Here is a 16715-nt window from a genome sequence, read left to right on the forward strand (position 1 = left end):
CTTGCTTGATAATCATACTCTCTGCTTAATTTAAATTTACTGGCTAAACTTGTGAGTTAAGGCAATTTCACTCAGAGAAAAACTTTACGGTTGAAGCCTGTCAGCAATTAACTTACACTGCCAGTTCGTTTTTAAGAGAGCTTTGCCTGTGTTCAATCGCTTGTTAATTATAATGTTTGCACTATTGTTTGCCGGTCAAACAATTGCTGCTGCCTTTGATTCACACCGTAGTCATCAGGAAACAGACGGCGCTCAAAATATTTCCCATCGCAGCGTAGACTCGTCACATCAGTCACATCAAGAAGGTGCATTAACAGCGACTAATAATGCTGAGCAGGACCCATTCGATTGTCATCATTGCTGCCATTGTCATGCACCGACAGGTGTTTACATTGCTAGTGATTCAGTATCAAGCGTCATCCATAAATCTAATGATAATATTTTGACCAGAAAAATAGCATTATTATCGTTTTGGATCACACCAGAACACCGCCCTCCAATAGTTTAAAACTTACCTTAAATTTATAAGCACTTAAACGAGCATTTTTTGCTGGTTTAAGTATCTGGTTTATAAATCGGCATAGTGTTTTTTTTCAGCGAATTCAACAGGATTTCTTGTCTTTACGCTATTAATATCTGCGGCTATTGTTGAATGATAAGTTCAGCTAACTGCTCGGATAGTTTCGATTTATTAATCTTAAAAAGAAAATTAAGAGTATCAACATGCATAAGTTTTATATCAGCAGCCTCACTATGGCAGCACTATTTTTTCGATCTTCAAATATCAGCTTTTTAGCACATATCGCTATTTCTCCACGAGTATTAATGGGCTTGTTTAATGCGAAGCTACTATTGGTTTTAGTCTTGCTTGTGGTGTTTAGTGCTTCAGCGTTAGCCGTTAACATTGCACCCACAGCAATACCAAGCTCGAAATCAATAACAACCTCGCAATCAATAACAAGACACCATACAGAAGATGAACAGCAAGTCAGTCACCCCCTCAAGCAAAAAGAGCATGCTGCAGATGAAGTCAGCTCAAGACATGAAGATAAGGCTGAAAAACATTCACACCAACATGGCAATGAAGCACAAACGCTTATAGGTTCTGTACAAAGCGCTAAATCAAACTCTAGCCAAGATCTGATAGAAAACGCTTTAAAAGGTAATGAATCTGCAGCAGCATCCCATAAAGAAAGTGTCAGCTTAAGCCCTGAAAAAATGGCGATTGCGGGTATTGAAGTTGCCGAGGTATCCGCAAAGGTGTTTACCAATCATGTGTATGCGCCGGGTGAGATTAAAGCTAATGGCTATAAAAGCTATATTGTTTCACCGCGCACTGAATCTGTGGTGGTTTCTCGCCACGCCACGTTAGGGCAGCATGTGGAAAAAGGCGATGCGCTAGTCACATTATTTAGTGAGTCTGTTGTAGAAGCACAAGCGAAATACCGTGTTGCTTATAATGACTGGCAAAGAAATAAAAAGCTGGGTAAAGCGAGCGTTAGTGAAAGCCAATTATTAGCGGCCGAAACTGATTATATTTCGGCGTACAGTCGTTTGAAAGCCTTTGGTTTAACAGAGCAGGCTATTGCCTATGTGGTTAAAAACAACTCGTCAAATAATCATTTAGAAGAACTTGGCGAATACACCTTGATTGCACAGCGGGCTGGTGCGGTATTAAGTGATGATTTTTATCAGGGGCAACGGGTGTCTGCAGGCGACGCCATTATGGTGTTAGCAGACGAAAGTGAGCTCTGGGTTGAAGCACGGGTTTCGCCCAATAAGCAATTAAACTTACCCAAAGGTACGCAAGCTGTGATTGAAATGGCCAAGCAATTTTTTGTCGCCACTGTTATTCAAGAAGCGCACACCATAGACCCAAAAACCCGCACCCGCATCGTACGTTTAGTGGTTAAAAATGACCAGGATCGTCTTCATCCAGGTATGTTTGTTAATGTAAATTTTAGTTTTAAAACTGACACAAAAGTGATGGCCGTACCTGAGTCGGCATTGATGCGCTCAAGCGATGGTGATTGGACGGTATTTGTTGAAGATCACCCCGGAGAGTTTACCGCAGTAGAAATAACCTTAGGTCGTTCGTTAGGCGAATATCGAGAAATAATTGGCCTTGCGCCAAACACACGCATTGTTACTCAAGGCGCGTTTTTTGTTGCCTCTGAAATCGCCAAAGGCGGCTTTGACCCGCATAACCATTAAAGCCTAGCATTAGCGAAGAACCAAGGAATAGAAACTATGTTTAATAAAATAATTGATTTTTCTGTCAACAATCGCCTATGGGTGATTTTGATGTTAGTAGCAACCCTGATTGGCTCAGTGTTTATTATTCCGCAGTTAAATTTGGATGCTTTTCCGGATGTAACTAACGTACAAGTGGCGGTAAATACCGAAGCGCCGGGCCTAGCCGCAGAGGAAGTTGAACAACTCATTACTTATCCTATTGAAGCGGTAATGTACGCCATGCCTGATGTTGAGCAAGTGCGGTCAATTTCTAAAACCGGTTTATCAGGAGTGACGGTAGTTTTTAAAGCGGGTACCGATATTTACTTTGCCCGTCAATTGGTTTTTGAGCGCTTACAAGCAGCGAAAGAACTGATCCCCAAAGGTGTGGGTACGCCAGAAATGGGCCCCAATACTTCAGGGTTAGGGCAAGTATTTCAATACTTACTTATTGCCGATAAAGACGCTGGTTATGACGCAATGGCGCTGCGCAGCTTAAATGACTGGGTAGTTAAATTATTACTGATGCCGGTTGATGGTGTTACTGATGTTTTGTCATTTGGCGGCAATGTTCGTCAATACCAAGTTAATATTGAACCTAGTAAATTACTCTCTTATGAGCTTAGCCAAAGCGATATTGTTAGCGCCTTAGGTAATAACAATAGCAATGTTGGCGGTTGGTACATGAACCGAGGCCAAGAGCAGTTAGTGGTTCGTGGCACGGGTTGGTTTAGTGGTGGCGCAGCGGGTATAACTGATATTGAGCAAGTGCCGGTTAAAATCGTTGATGGTACGGTTATTACCGTGGCTGATGTTGCTAGCGTTGAACTGGGTAGTGAAATTCGCCAAGGTGCGGCCACTATGACTCGCCGAGCAGAAAATGGCGATATTGAAGTATTAGGTGAAGTGGTTTCGGGCATTGTGCTTAAGCGTATGGGGGCTAATACAAAATCAACCATTGATGGCATAAATGCCCGGTTACCCTTAATTGAGCAAGCACTACCAAAAGGGGTGCGCTTTGAAGCTTTTTACGATCAATCTGACTTAATTGTAAAAGCGGTTAATACCGTGGTTGACTCACTTATTTTGGCGTTTATTTTTATTGCGCTTGTGCTGGCCTTATTTTTGATGAATTTAAGGGCAACCTTCTTAGTATTAATCTCTATTCCTATTTCAATCGCAATGACCTTAATGATCATGTCATATTTAGGTTTATCGGCGAACTTAATGTCACTGGGTGGCATAGTCGTAGCGATGGGCATGTTGGTTGATGGCTCAGTAGTGATGGTTGAAAACATGTTTAGACATCTTAACCGAGCAGATGAAGCACAGCTAAGTGCCGCCACTCTTGGTAATGAAAAGGGTGCCTTGTCTATAAATAGTGAGTCTATTGATATAGCAGACAATGACAGAATAATAACTGACAGCGGCCCAGATGCTTTGGCAGATAAGCGCAATGCTATTCCTTTGAGATTAACACAAGCCGGCAAAGAGGTTGCTCGGCCGATATTTTTTGCCGCCACCATAATCCTAGTGGTATTTATGCCGTTATTTAGCTTTGAAGGTGTAGAAGCTAAATTATTTCAACCTATGGCCATTAGTATTATTTTAGCCGTGGTTTCTGCTATTTTTGTTGCTTTAATTGTCGTTCCTGCCCTAGCTACTTATCTGTTTAAAAAAGACGTTAAAATACGTGAAAGTATTATTTTACGACCACTAGAGCGTTGGTATCGTCAAGCTTTAGCGCTTGCCATGAAACACACCAAAGTTGTTATTAGCTCATCAGTGCTTTTATTACTCAGTGCTATCACCTTAGTACCACAAATAGGCACAGAGTTTGTGCCTGAGTTAGAAGAGGGCACGATTAATTTAAGAGTGACCTTAGCACCGTCTTCAAGCTTAGCTACCGCGTTGCAAGTTGCCCCAATATTAGAAAAAATGCTACTGACTTTTCCTGAAGTTGAATACGCGTTAAGTCGCATGGGACGTGCTGAAATTGGCGGCGATCCAGAGCCGGTAAATAACATTGAAATTTATATTGGCTTAAAGCCGGTTAATGAATGGACCAGCGCTACCAATCGTGATGAATTACAGCGCCTAATGGCCCTTAAGTTAGAACAATTTCCGGGTTTGTTACTGAATTTCTCTCAGCCTATCGCGACCCGTGTTGATGAATTACTGTCTGGCGTAAAAGCACAATTGGCCGTTAAGCTCTTTGGGCCTGATTTAGATGTTCTCGCCTCGAAAGGGCAAGAGATAGAAACGGCAATTAAAGCGGTAGAGGGTGCGCGCGATGTTGCTATGGAGCAAATTGTTGGTGAAGCGCAATTAGTCATTAAACCCGATAGGCAGCAACTTTCTCGTTTTGGCTTTTCTGTTGCTGATGTGATGGACTTAGTTAAAAATGGTATTGGCGGCACTACCGCAGGGCAGGTCATTAATGGCAATGAACGTTACGATATTTATGTCCGCTTACAGGAGAAAAGTCGTAACAACCGTGATGTTATCGCTGATTTACGTTTACAGTCACCTACTGGCGCTTGGGTGCGTTTAGGTGATATTGCTGATATTTCGCTAGCATCAGGCCCGCCGCAAGTGCGTCGTGATGATGTACAACGCCGCGTTGTTATTCAAGCCAATGTACAAGGTCGAGATATGGGCAGTGTAGTGACAGATATTCGTGCGGCTATTGCCGCTAGTGTTGATTTACCTGCGGGTTACTCTGTCGTTATTGGTGGTCAATTTGAAAACCAACAACGGGCACAAGCTAGGCTCGCTATTGTTTTACCTGTGTCGTTAGGTTTAATCGCACTATTACTCTATTTTGCTTTTGGCTCAAGCGGCCAAGCACTATTGATTTTAGTGACTGTGCCCTTAGCGGTTATTGGTGGTGTGTTCTCACTGTATTTTTCAGGACAATATTTATCAGTACCCAGCTCTGTCGGCTTTATTACCTTGTTTGGTGTCGCTGTGCTCAATGGTGTGGTGATGGTAGAAAGTATCAATCAACGTATTAAAGCAGGCTTGGTGGTATCAAAAGCGGTATTTGAAGGCGCTACCTCACGGTTACGCCCAGTGTTGATGACCGCGATAACTTCAGCTTTAGGTTTAATTCCTATGCTAATGTCAAACGGCGTAGGCGCTGAAATACAGCGACCTTTAGCGAGTGTTATTGTTGGCGGGCTAGTGACCGCGACATTGCTGACGTTATTTGTTTTACCTGTGCTGTTTTCCTGGTTTTCAAAGGAAAAAATAGCGCAGTTAACACACTAGTTTTATCGGGTTTAATCGCTATGGTATAAAATGTCTGTTTTTTATAGCGTGATAATCCTCTTTATCACGCTATTATTTTATTGTTACAGATAAATATTTAAGAGGTAAAAATGTCTCACTCACATTCACATTCACATTCTCAATCACATAAGGACAACGGTAAATTGACCTTTGCCGTATTGATTAATGTTTTATTAACCATAGTGCAGATCATGGGTGGTGTACTCTCGGGCAGCTTATCGTTAATTGCCGACGCCTTGCATAATTTAAGTGATGCAGGCGCGATTGTTATTGCGATTTTTGCGCGTAAAGTATCGGCTAAGAAAGCGGATGAAAATATGACTTTTGGTTATCAAAGAGCTGAAATTATTGGTACTTTGATCAATAGTATTACGCTGATTATTGTTGGCCTTTATCTTATTTATGAAGCAGTCAGTAAATATTTTAATCCAACAGAAATTAATGGCTGGATAGTGATTTATATCGCAGGTATTGCTTTGGTTATCGATATTGCCACCGCAGTATTAACTTATATGTCAGGGGCAAAAAGTAGCATGAATTTACGCGCAGCTTTTATTCATAATGTGTCTGATGCCTTGGCGTCGGTTGCAGTGATTATTGCCGGGGTTTTGATCATATTTTATCAGTGGTATTTTGTTGATGTGATAGCGACTGTTTTAATTTCAATATACGTACTTTATCACGGCGGATTACTTGCACTTCAAAGCATAAAGATATTAATGCAAGCGGTGCCTGAAGCGTTTGACATAAGTGAACTTAAAGCAGATATTGAGTTAAACGTAGCGGTGAATGCCGCGCTAGATATTCATGTTTGGCAACTCGATGAACATAAGTTGTTTTTAGAATGTAAATTACAACCTGCAACGAATATTGACCATATAGATTTAACTGAAATTAAAACCATGTTATTAGATAAATATGGCATTAAACACTCAACAATCGAAGTTAACCCATCTGGCCAAACGTTAGTGCCTAGTTGTTATTGAAGGGTATTTTATCTTAGTGGTAATTATTCCCTTTAAAACTTCATAACATACTAATAATTAACTTTAAAATTTGCTAAAGTAAGATTTATTGTCCAGTTACAACAACTCACTGCAATGTCAACAAGGATCAGCAACAATGAATTTCGAACAAATTGTCTCGAGCATAAATAATGTTTTATGGGGTGAAGGGCAAGTTCTCATTTATGTTTTGTTATTCGCAGGTTTTTGGTTTTCTTATAAGCTAAAGTTTGTTCAAATTCTCAATTTTCGTCATATGTTTTCTGTTTTAAAAAACAGTGCTAAAAATGATAAAAGCTCGACAGACAGCTCAGGCATAAGTTCGCTACAAGCGTTATTTATCGGTTTGTCGGCACGGGTAGGTACCGGTAATTTGGCTGGCGTGGCGGTCGCTATATCACTTGGGGGGAGTGGCGCAATATTTTGGATGTGGGTTATTGCCTTATTGGGTATGGCAACAGGTTTTGCCGAAAGCATTTTAGGCCAGCTCTATAAAGTCAAAGACGACCATAAAGAATATCGAGGAGGCCCCGCTTATTACATCCAAAAAGGTCTTAACCAACGTTGGTTGGCCATTTTGTTCTCACTATGTTTGTTTTTAGGTTACGGCTTTAGTTTCAGTGCGATGCAAGCTAATACCATTGCCGACTCGTTAAATCATGCTTTTAATATTCCTACAATGTACTCGGGGGCATTAATTACGCTACTTGCCGGTGCGATTGTGCTGGGTGGTTTAAAGCGTATTGCACGCTTTGCCGAGTTAATTGTGCCTTTTATGGGCATTGCTTTTATTTTGGTGGCGCTAACCATCACCTTAATGAACCTGAGTGCCGTACCAGCGATGCTATACGATATTATTACTTCCGCTTTTGGCTTACAAGAAGCTGGCGCTGGCATGTTAGGTGCTGCGATTAAAAATGGTATTCAGCGTGGATTATATTCCAACGAAGCCGGTGCAGGTAGTGTGCCGCATGCCGCCGCGAGCGCAAGACCTGTGCCTAATCATCCTGTTACCCAAGGCTACGTGCAAATGTTAGGGGTGTTTTTAGACACTATGGTGTTGTGTACCTGCACCGCGTTTATTATTTTACTTGCTGATATTAACATTAGTGGTGAAATGGAAGGTATTCGTTTAACCCAAAGTGCTATTACCCATCATTTAGGCGCGAACGGGGTTTATTTTGTTTCGGCAGCGATTAGCTTATTTGCTTTTACTTCGGTGGTCGCAAATTATGCCTATGCCGAAAGTAACTTACATTTTTTCAAACTGGATAATAAAGTTGGACGCACAATCTACACGGCAATGTATTTGGCGATGGTTTTTTGGGGCTCAAGTGCCAGTTTAATTCAAGTGTGGAGTATGGCTGATGTCGCGTTAGGCTTAATGACTTTAGTTAACGTTATCGCTATTGTACAACTTACGCCGACGATAGTGGCCCTAACAAAAGACTATAATGCTAAACGTCAGCTTGAAAATGTTAGCGATGCAGATATGGAATTTAAACAAGCCGATATTGAATTTCAAGGTAAAGTTGAGCCAGGTATTTGGCATAAATAACTTGAATTTATAGCCACATTTTTCTAAAATCTTGATGTTAAGTATTTATAAAGCTTTTATTGTGCCAAAAAATATACCAAAATAAATTATGGTATGATTAATACTTAAGTGAGTACCTTGAATTTTAGTAAAATATCAGCTGTAAACTTGTAACCCCCCTACAGGTAAGCTGATAAAGTGTTTTTACTGCGTTGTGGATTTTGATGATATAGCCATATTGAACGGTGTTATTAGGGCAACTGCGTGATAGTTTGCTCTAGCCTCACCATCTAAGATGTTGTCTTAAATCCATACTCTGTCTACACGGATGTATTTACTTAGGCTCAGTCTGAAACGATGAATCTGTTTAGCTAAGCCTTTCTCAACTCGCACCAATTTGCAGCTTGAAGTAGAGCGGGTATTTAGCTAAGAAAATTAACGATTAGATTGTTAGCCTAACTTTGCTTTTTTAATTACTCTTATCAAAGGATAAGTAATGACGTTTTCTGATATTTCATTTAAAAATAAAATCTTTATAGTATTGGCCTTACCACTTATTGGCTTTTTGTGGTTGAGTATTTTAACGATTAAACAAAGTTATATTGTTAATAACGAGATGAAAAACCTCACTGAATTGACTCAATTATCGATTAGTTATAGTGAATTAGTTCATGAGTTACAAAAAGAGCGTGGCACTACTGCTGGCTTTTTAGGCTCTAAAGGAAAAACCTTTGTCACTAGGTTGAATAAACAACGCATCGCCACCGATGAGAAATTAACTTCGCGTGATGACTTTTTAAAGCTTAATGACTTTAAGCAAGTGTCAATTGTGAAGTTAAATCAAGAGATTGCTGCTGAGTTAGAAAAATTAAACCTTATACGCTCGCAAGTGAGTGACTTAGCTATAGACAGTAGCAAAGCGATTGCTTACTACACAGGACTCAATACCAAGCTACTCTCGGTTTCTTACATCATTGCCGATCTCAGCATCAATGCAAAAATAACAGAGCATAGCATTGCCTATTACAACTTTCTTCAGGGTAAAGAGCGTGCTGGAATTGAGCGTGCTTTACTTAGTAGCACCTTTGCTCGTGATGAATTTAGCGATGGTACATTTGTTAAATTTGTTGCTTTAGTGACGGAACAAAAAATTTTTATGGCTAATTTTTTAGCTTTCACTAGTGCTGAAAATATCAGTTATTACCAAGAGCAGATGGCTCACCCAGCCATAAAAGAAGTGATAAAACTGCGCGCCATAGCTGAAAGTAAAACATCAGGTTTTGGTGTCGACCCGCTGTATTGGTTTCAACAAGCGACATTAAGAATCGGTCAGTTTCAAAAGAGTGGTCAGCAAATAGCTGACAACTTACTTTTATTTGTTAAAAATGCACAGGCCACCGCGTTTAATACTTTAGCTGTAAGCATTGCTGTAACCATAGCTTTACTGATTTTAGTTATTGTGATCACCCTTGTGTCAATTAAGGATTTAACTTCACGGGTAAATGAATTGACTCAAGTCATGAGACTGGTTAGAAACGAAAGTGATTTAACGGTACGAACAAAATTACAAGGTAAGAGTGAGCTAGGGCAAATTTCAATAGCATTAAACCTTACTTTGGAGCAATTCTCGAATACCATTAATGAAATTTTTAGCGCTAGCTTAACGCTATCTGCAGCAGCGGAAGAAACCTCAGTTACTTGTGAACATAATGCTATTACATTAGCGGAACAACAAGAGGGCATTGTTGCTATTGCTACTGCCGTAGAAGAATTGTCAGCAACGGTAAAAGAGGTTGCTGGTAATACCCAAGCTACCGCAGATTCAGCCAGAGAGGCTGATAGCCAAGCAAAAAGTGGTCTTGATGTTGTGCAGCTTTCCTATCACTCAATTGAAGAGCTTTCGCAAGAAATTGACAGATTAGCGCAAAGAATTAACAGCTTACATGCAAGTAGTGGCAATATAACTAAGGTTGTTGACGTAATTAAATCAGTTGCTGACCAGACTAATTTATTAGCACTTAATGCTGCTATTGAGGCCGCCAGGGCCGGAGAGCAAGGGCGAGGATTTGCTGTGGTTGCTGATGAAGTGCGAACGCTAGCTAAACGTACACATCAATCCACCTTAGAAATTGAGAGCTTTATTGGTTCATTACAAGCTGATGTAAATGCTGCCCATCAAGTTATCGAAAATAGCCAACAAAAGGCGAGTGTTGCGGTAGAGAATTCAAAAAATGTCGAGCATAGCTTGCAAGAAATAACCTCTACGATTAGTCATATTTTTGCTATGACAGAACAAGTGGCTACTGCGATTGAAGAGCAATCAGTTGTGACACAAGATGTTGCGCAAAATATTATTAATATAGAACTGAAATCTTCAGAAACTTCTGCAGGAGCGACACAAATAGCGACAACAGCAAAAGAACAAGCTTACTTAGCCACCAGAATGCAAGATTTAGCTAATCGTTTTCATATTTAAATTTACTGCTGTTAATATGAATAAATTTATCTAACGGCTTGTTGAAAATAAAAAGATAGCTTATTTATTAAGTTTAACTCGTTACTTAGCAATAAACTTAGTAGATAGCTTGAGAATGAGGTTGGTAATAGGCAGGTACTGTTGTGGGCAGCAGTAAAGAAAATAAACTCATGGTAGTTTCTCGCCCTGTTAGTGTTGCCAGTCACTGTCTATTGATAAGTTAGAATTTTTTATAAGTAAAAAGCTGCTGAAAAGCTTTATTTAAAATAAATTTATATAAAAACATCAGTCTGTGACACGTTTTATTTACTAACATTTGAACCGACATTTGAACCGACATTTGAACTGAAATTTTAAATGTCGGGGGTTACTTAGTGCGCTTGGTTGCCTTTTAAAAGTAAAGTGGCATGATTATCTAAACTCATCAAACTCATTAAACTCACTTCACAGTATTTATAGTGAGTTTATTATATTTAGATTCTTATATTTGCCAACTCGCATCAGGCTGCCAGTTATTGATCCAGGCGGGAATGTCGCTAGCGGGCATAGGTTTGGCAATGCCATAACCTTGTGCTAAGTCGCAACCTAGTTGCAGTAACGCAGTGCCATGTTCAATTGTTTCAACACCCTCGGCAATTACCTGACGTTTGAATGATTTAGCTAACGCTATTACGCCTTCAACAATGGCTAAATCATCAAGGTCAATTAACATGTCTCGGATAAAGCTCTGATCTATCTTGATCAAGTCTGCGGGCAGTCGTCTCAGGTAAGTTAAAGACGAGTAGCCGGTGCCAAAATCATCTAAGGTAAAGCTTACACCTAACGCGATACATTTATTCATGGTGGCTGAGACGTGATATACGTCATCTAGAGCAATGGTTTCCAGCACTTCTAGCTCTAAATAATGGGGTGCTATATTGGGGTGGGCGGCCAGTAGTTTTTTTAGTTTATGGGTGAAATCAGGCTGCTGCAATTGTACGGCAGCAATATTTACGCTAGTTTTTAGTGGGCGATTAAGGCCCATTTTTTGCCATGCGCTAATTTGTGTCAGTGCGGTATCAATAACCCATTCACCCATCTCAATACTCATGGGGTTATTCTCAATAAATGGCAAAAAATCAATAGGATTTAATAAGCCTAGTGTTGGGTGCTGCCAGCGAATAAGTGCTTCAACACCGGTCACTAAACCTGTTCTCATATTAACTTTAGGCTGATAATGGAGCACAAATTGATGGTGGTCTAATGCGTGGCGAATGGCTTCAAGATTGTCTTGTTGTAATTTAATGGCGTCATCTTGAGCGGTATCAAATAAGTGATAACGATTCTTACCTGATTCTTTAGCGACATACATGGCTTGGTCGGCATGGCGCATCAGTTGGTCGGTGTCAGCACTGTCTTGTGGGTAGATGGTAACGCCAATACTGGCTGAGACTTTTAATACAATGTTATTAATGGTAATCGGCTTAGACGCAGCCAATAACAGCCGTTGTAATACCGGATCACAGTCTGCAACTTTGGATAAATCAGCTAATACCGCAACAAACTCATCACCGCCAAACCGAGCTAAAGTATCACCTTCACGTAATGCCTCTTTCATGCGAAGTGAGAGGGCAATTAGTAGTTCATCACCCACTTTATGACCATGGGCATCATTGACACTCTTAAAGCCATCTAAATCTATAAATACCACCGCGAGTGACTGTTGATGACGGCTGCACTGTAACATGGCTTGAGATAATCGGTCGGCAAGTAAAACTCGATTGGGTAAATTAGTCAGTATGTCGTAATGAGCAATATGCTCTAGTTGATTTTGGTGTTCTTTTATTGGGGTAATATCCGTGAATAAGGCCACGTAGTTATTTGTTTGGCCATGAGCATTTTTGATTGAACTCATGTTGAGAATTTCACTGTACACTTGACCATTTTTACGGCGGCTCAATACTTCACCAGACCAAAAACCTTTTTCCAATAACACTCGCCATATATTGTCATAAAACTCAGGCGCTTGTTGATCCGACTGAAGCATACTTGGGTGCTGTCCAATAACTTCGTCACGGCTATAGCCGGTTATCGTCGTAAAGGTATTATTAACGTCAATAATCAATCCGGCAGCATCGGTAATGAAAATACCTTCACTGGCGTTGGTAAAAACGCTGGCGGCTAATTGCAGGCGAGCTTCAGCCTCTCTCTTACGTGCGGTATTATCGCTAGCAATTAATAGGTAGCCAATAATAATATTTTGGGCATCACGCAATACCGTTACCGACACTTCTGCTGGGAACCGGCTGCCATCTTTGCGGATATAGGTCAGTTCATAAATATCTTCAATGCTATGATTCGCTTTGTAAACCAAAGCTTCAAAGCCGGCACTAATGTTAGTATTAAATTCGATACTAAGGCCTTCAGCGCGCACAATCAGCTCTTGTGGATCAGAAATATCGGCTGGGGTGAGTTTATTCATCACCTCCGCAGCGCTATAGCCCAACATATGCTCTGCACCGGCATTAAATAGCTGAATAATTCCTTTGGTATCGGTGGCGATACTGGAGAAATTTTTACTTTTAAACATAGCGTTCTGTAAAACTTTGGCCTCCATGAGCGCTAATTCAGCTTTTTTACGCAAGGTATTATCGGTAGCAATTAATAGATAGCCAATAATCACACCATGAGGACTGTGCAATGGTGTTACCGACACCATTGCCGGCAAGTAGCTGCCATCTTTGCAAACATAGGTTAGTTCATAAATATCTTCAATACCGTGTCTAGCTTTGTAAACCATGGCCTCAAAGCCTGCGCTAATGGGCGTGTTAAGTTCGACGCTGAGGGCTTGGGCCCGAGTGATTAGTTCTTTTTTATTAGAGAAATCGGCGGGTGTGAGTTTATTAATTACCTCTTTAGCCGTGTAGCCCAACATATGTTCGGCGCCAATATTAAATATTTGAATAACACCTTTGGCATCGGTGACGACACTGGAGAAATTAATGCTGTTGAAAAGAGCAAGCTGTAATGCTCCGGCTCTGACCAGGGTACGTGCGGTATTATCGGTACCAATTAACAGGTAGCCAATAATATTTTTTTTAGCATCACGCAAGGCAGTCACGGATACTATCGCTGGAAACCGGCTGCCATCTTTGCGGATATAGGTCAGTTCATAAATATCTTCAATACTACGTGCAGCCTTGTAAACCAAAGCTTCAAAGCCGGCACTAATGTCAGTATTAAATTCAATACTGAGGCCTTCAGCGCGAACAATAATCTCTTGTTTATCAGAAATATCGGCTGGGGTGAGTTTATTCATCACCTCCGCAGCGCTATAGCCCAACATATGCTTGGCGCCAACATTAAATAGCTGAATAACGCCTTTAGCATCGGTGGCGATACTGGAGAAGTTGGCACTGTTGAAAATAGCGTTTTGTAAAGCCTCTATACTAACGAGCGCTGCTTTAGCCTGCTTGTTGTTATAATCATTTGATTGCATGATTTGACTCTTTAAGGATCAGTAATAAAAGGATCAGTAATAAAGATTTTTATAGGTTCACGTTGTTACTATTAATAATAGCAAATACTAAATTATTGACGGTTATACTTTAGTGTTAATGACAAGGTTGTTATCAACTGTATGTTAATAAAGTGATTTTTAAAACCGCCAAAAGGTATTGAGAAAAAGGGTGTCATAAAGTAGTGGTTGATTATGATGGTAGGCTTGTTGGTAAAGTTGGCATTAACGTTATTAACGTTATTGGCGTTAATGCCAACTCTGCGCTCAGAGCAGTTTAAAAATGGCATGGTTTTATAATTGTAGCGTACAAACCGTTACCTTAAAGTTTCACTGCTGTAAGTTCGAGCCTAAGCTAGTGGCTGACACTGTGATTGATAGTGCTTTTAGTGTTTGTAACTTAGTGAACTTTTCAGGACAGTATTGACTTATGTTTGCTGCAACTGACTAAATTATTTTTGTGCTCGCTCGATTAAACGACGTTTCTCTATAGCTTTGGGGATGATGTTATTGGCCAATTTTTTCTCCCAGCCTAGCATAAAGTAAACTTCGGCCATCAAAAACAAAGGGCCAATAGCTAAACCCATCATATCATCTAAGAAAGCCGGTTTAGCTTTTTCAAAGATATGGCCAATAAATTGAATAATCCAACCAACAACAAACACTATAATGGCTAGCCATAATACGTTTTCCATATCGGTGACTAAACTAGCAAGGTATAGGTTTACAGCGACATATATCAACATGCCAATGGCTAATTTTATATGTAATGTAAAGTAGTAAAGCATAGCAATAGTGAACAATATTATTGCGGGTGTGTAGGTAACTGTTTGTTCTGCTAGCACTAGGGTAAAAGTATTTAAACTTAACAAAACGGTAATCGCCCAAACAATCAGCGGCACGCCAATAAAGTGAGTGTGGATATTACGTTTATTCAAGTGCACACTTTTGTAATTTGATAATTGTTCTTCGACTGTTTTCATGACAGTTCCGCGTTATTATTTTATAAAATATCATGGCAAGTTATCGCTTAAAAGTAAAGCGAGCAGGCTAGGGGAGTGTGGCAAGATTTATTGTTTTTAACCAGGTATTTGATAAATAAGATAAGCATATAACGCGCTTGATTAATGTATTCTAATTGCCTTATTGCAGTTATGTTGCCTTACTCATACAATAAAGATATTTTTTACTGAAAAGTTAATATTATGTCCTCAGATACATTAGGCTCTAGCCTTAATTATAAACGCGAAGAGCAAGGTTATCGCGACCGAGCATTGAAATTATACCCTTGGGTTTGTGGACGCTGTGCGCGCGCGTTTGAATATTCAAATCTCAGAGAGTTAACAGTGCACCATGTCGACCATGATCACACGAACAACCCCAATGACGGTACTAATTGGGAGTTACTGTGTATTTACTGCCATGACAATGAGCATGCAAAATATACCGATCATGCAAAGTATCAGACAGAAATTAAAGCGGGCGATACCAATCAAGACACCGCAACCTATAACCCGTTTGCAAATTTAAAGTCGATGTTAAAAAAATAACTGATTAACTAACGTGTAATAGCAATTTAATAGCGAGTTAATAGCTTTGGTATAACGCTATTTATAAAAGGAGTTAAAGGTGGCAGGTTCGAGTTTATTAACCTTACTTGATGATATTGCAACGGTACTCGATGACGTGGCTATTTTATCAAAAGTAGCGGTAAAAAAAACCGCAGGTGTTCTCGGCGATGACTTAGCACTGAATGCCGAACAAGTTTCGGGTGTTAAGGCCGATAGAGAGTTACCTGTGGTTTGGGCTGTTGCCAAAGGCTCGTTTCTCAATAAATTGATTTTAGTGCCTTCTGCTTTGTTTATTAGTGCTTTTGTACCACCACTGATCACTGTGTTATTAGTGATTGGGGGCTTATTTCTTTGCTTTGAAGGTTTTGAAAAGGTTTCCCATAAATTTCTTCATAGTAAAAAAGCCTTGGCAGATGAACAGCAAGCACTACTTAACGCCGTTAACGATGAAAATATTGACATTGCGGCTTTTGAAAAAGAAAAAATAAAAGGCGCTATTCGTACTGATTTTATTCTTTCTGCAGAAATTGTGGTTATTGCTTTAGGCACAGTACAAGAAGCGGCGTTTCAAACACAAGTGCTGGTTGTTTCAACATTAGCTATAGCGATTACTGTTGGGGTTTATGGGCTGGTTGCTGGTATTGTCAAATTAGATGACTTAGGTCTTTATCTGCTGAAAAACTCGGTGTCAGGGCACTTTAAGGCTTTGCAAAGCACTATGGGTCGCGGTTTATTGATGTTTGCGCCATTTTTAATGAAGCTATTAACTGTGGTAGGTACCATTGCGATGTTTTTAGTTGGTGGCGGTATTATTGTTCATAGTTTTTCATGGCTTGGTCGTCAATTTCATTACCTTGAACTTTGGGTAGGGCAATATTTTGGTAGTTTATCTGAAAGTATTTTATCGATTTTACTTAATAGCATCACAGGGATTATTGCCGGTGGTATAGTATTGGCAGTGGTTAGCTTAATGTCACGGTTGAAAAATAGGCGATTAACCATAGAGTAGACCTAAGTTTATATTAATTTAATATAGGCTTTTCAATTGCATAGCGTAAATGCGACAAAATATTTCATTTTAGCTATTGTATTTTGTCGCTTT

Annotated in this window: 10 protein-coding genes; 8 read left to right on the forward strand and 2 right to left on the reverse strand. The window is 40.0% G+C overall.

The window, feature by feature from the left end; all coding sequences use genetic code 11:
• Positions 1 to 172: 172 nt before the first annotated feature.
• From H4J61_RS02030 to H4J61_RS02055, 6 genes are all read left to right on the forward strand, one after another.
• Positions 173 to 508 carry a hypothetical protein gene (locus H4J61_RS02030; protein ID WP_182183213.1) on the forward strand — a complete coding sequence of 112 codons (336 nt, stop codon included), beginning with the start codon at positions 173 to 175 and terminating at the stop codon, positions 506 to 508.
• Between the two features lie 317 nt (positions 509 to 825).
• On the forward strand, positions 826 to 2214 hold the full coding sequence (locus H4J61_RS02035) for an efflux RND transporter periplasmic adaptor subunit (protein WP_182183295.1): 1389 nt from the start codon (positions 826 to 828) through the stop codon (positions 2212 to 2214).
• Between the two features lie 36 nt (positions 2215 to 2250).
• The gene (locus tag H4J61_RS02040) at positions 2251 to 5508 is read left to right on the forward strand and encodes an efflux RND transporter permease subunit (RefSeq protein ID WP_182183216.1); all 3258 of its coding nucleotides are present in this window, start codon (positions 2251 to 2253) and stop codon (positions 5506 to 5508) included.
• Positions 5509 to 5618: 110 nt separating this feature from the next.
• Positions 5619 to 6515 carry a cation diffusion facilitator family transporter gene (locus H4J61_RS02045; RefSeq protein ID WP_182137547.1) on the forward strand — a complete coding sequence of 299 codons (897 nt, stop codon included), beginning with the start codon at positions 5619 to 5621 and terminating at the stop codon, positions 6513 to 6515.
• Positions 6516 to 6651: 136 nt separating this feature from the next.
• Entirely contained in the window at positions 6652 to 8091 is a 1440-nt protein-coding gene (locus tag H4J61_RS02050) for a sodium:alanine symporter family protein (RefSeq protein WP_182183218.1), read from the forward strand.
• A gap of 475 nt (positions 8092 to 8566) precedes the next feature.
• Positions 8567 to 10546 carry a methyl-accepting chemotaxis protein gene (locus tag H4J61_RS02055; protein WP_182183221.1) on the forward strand — a complete coding sequence of 660 codons (1980 nt, stop codon included), beginning with the start codon at positions 8567 to 8569 and terminating at the stop codon, positions 10544 to 10546.
• A 481-nt stretch (positions 10547 to 11027) separates the two neighbouring features.
• Here the strand turns inward: H4J61_RS02055 and H4J61_RS02060 are convergent, their stop codons facing one another.
• A complete protein-coding gene (locus H4J61_RS02060; protein WP_182183223.1) occupies positions 11028 to 14024 on the reverse strand; it encodes a bifunctional diguanylate cyclase/phosphodiesterase in 2997 nt (998 codons plus the stop codon).
• 470 nt (positions 14025 to 14494) lie between these two features.
• Positions 14495 to 15025 carry a DUF962 domain-containing protein gene (locus tag H4J61_RS02065; protein WP_182137551.1) on the reverse strand — a complete coding sequence of 177 codons (531 nt, stop codon included), beginning with the start codon at positions 15023 to 15025 and terminating at the stop codon, positions 14495 to 14497.
• A 222-nt stretch (positions 15026 to 15247) separates the two neighbouring features.
• Here H4J61_RS02065 and H4J61_RS02070 point away from each other — a divergent pair, with 222 nt between their 5' ends.
• Both H4J61_RS02070 and H4J61_RS02075 read left to right on the forward strand, forming a co-directional pair.
• Positions 15248 to 15592, forward strand: coding sequence for a YajD family HNH nuclease (locus tag H4J61_RS02070; protein WP_182137552.1), 345 nt, complete (start codon positions 15248 to 15250; stop codon positions 15590 to 15592).
• Positions 15593 to 15671: 79 nt separating this feature from the next.
• Positions 15672 to 16622 (forward strand): DUF808 domain-containing protein, encoded by a 951-nt coding sequence (locus H4J61_RS02075; RefSeq protein ID WP_182183226.1) that lies wholly within the window; start codon positions 15672 to 15674, stop codon positions 16620 to 16622.
• Positions 16623 to 16715: the final 93 nt, after the last annotated feature.

The organism is Colwellia sp. MB3u-4 (assembly GCF_014077065.1).
Taxonomy (GTDB): domain Bacteria; phylum Pseudomonadota; class Gammaproteobacteria; order Enterobacterales; family Alteromonadaceae; genus Cognaticolwellia.

Coding starts and splice junctions, on each gene's coding strand:
- H4J61_RS02070 (WP_182137552.1), top strand. CDS start 15,248: ATGTCCTCAGATACATTAGGCTCTAGCCTTAATTATAAACGCGAAGAG.
- H4J61_RS02035 (WP_182183295.1), top strand. CDS start 826: ATGGGCTTGTTTAATGCGAAGCTACTATTGGTTTTAGTCTTGCTTGTG.
- H4J61_RS02060 (WP_182183223.1), bottom strand. CDS start 14,024: ATGCAATCAAATGATTATAACAACAAGCAGGCTAAAGCAGCGCTCGTT.
- H4J61_RS02040 (WP_182183216.1), top strand. CDS start 2,251: ATGTTTAATAAAATAATTGATTTTTCTGTCAACAATCGCCTATGGGTG.
- H4J61_RS02055 (WP_182183221.1), top strand. CDS start 8,567: ATGACGTTTTCTGATATTTCATTTAAAAATAAAATCTTTATAGTATTG.
- H4J61_RS02045 (WP_182137547.1), top strand. CDS start 5,619: ATGTCTCACTCACATTCACATTCACATTCTCAATCACATAAGGACAAC.
- H4J61_RS02030 (WP_182183213.1), top strand. CDS start 173: ATGTTTGCACTATTGTTTGCCGGTCAAACAATTGCTGCTGCCTTTGAT.
- H4J61_RS02050 (WP_182183218.1), top strand. CDS start 6,652: ATGAATTTCGAACAAATTGTCTCGAGCATAAATAATGTTTTATGGGGT.
- H4J61_RS02065 (WP_182137551.1), bottom strand. CDS start 15,025: ATGAAAACAGTCGAAGAACAATTATCAAATTACAAAAGTGTGCACTTG.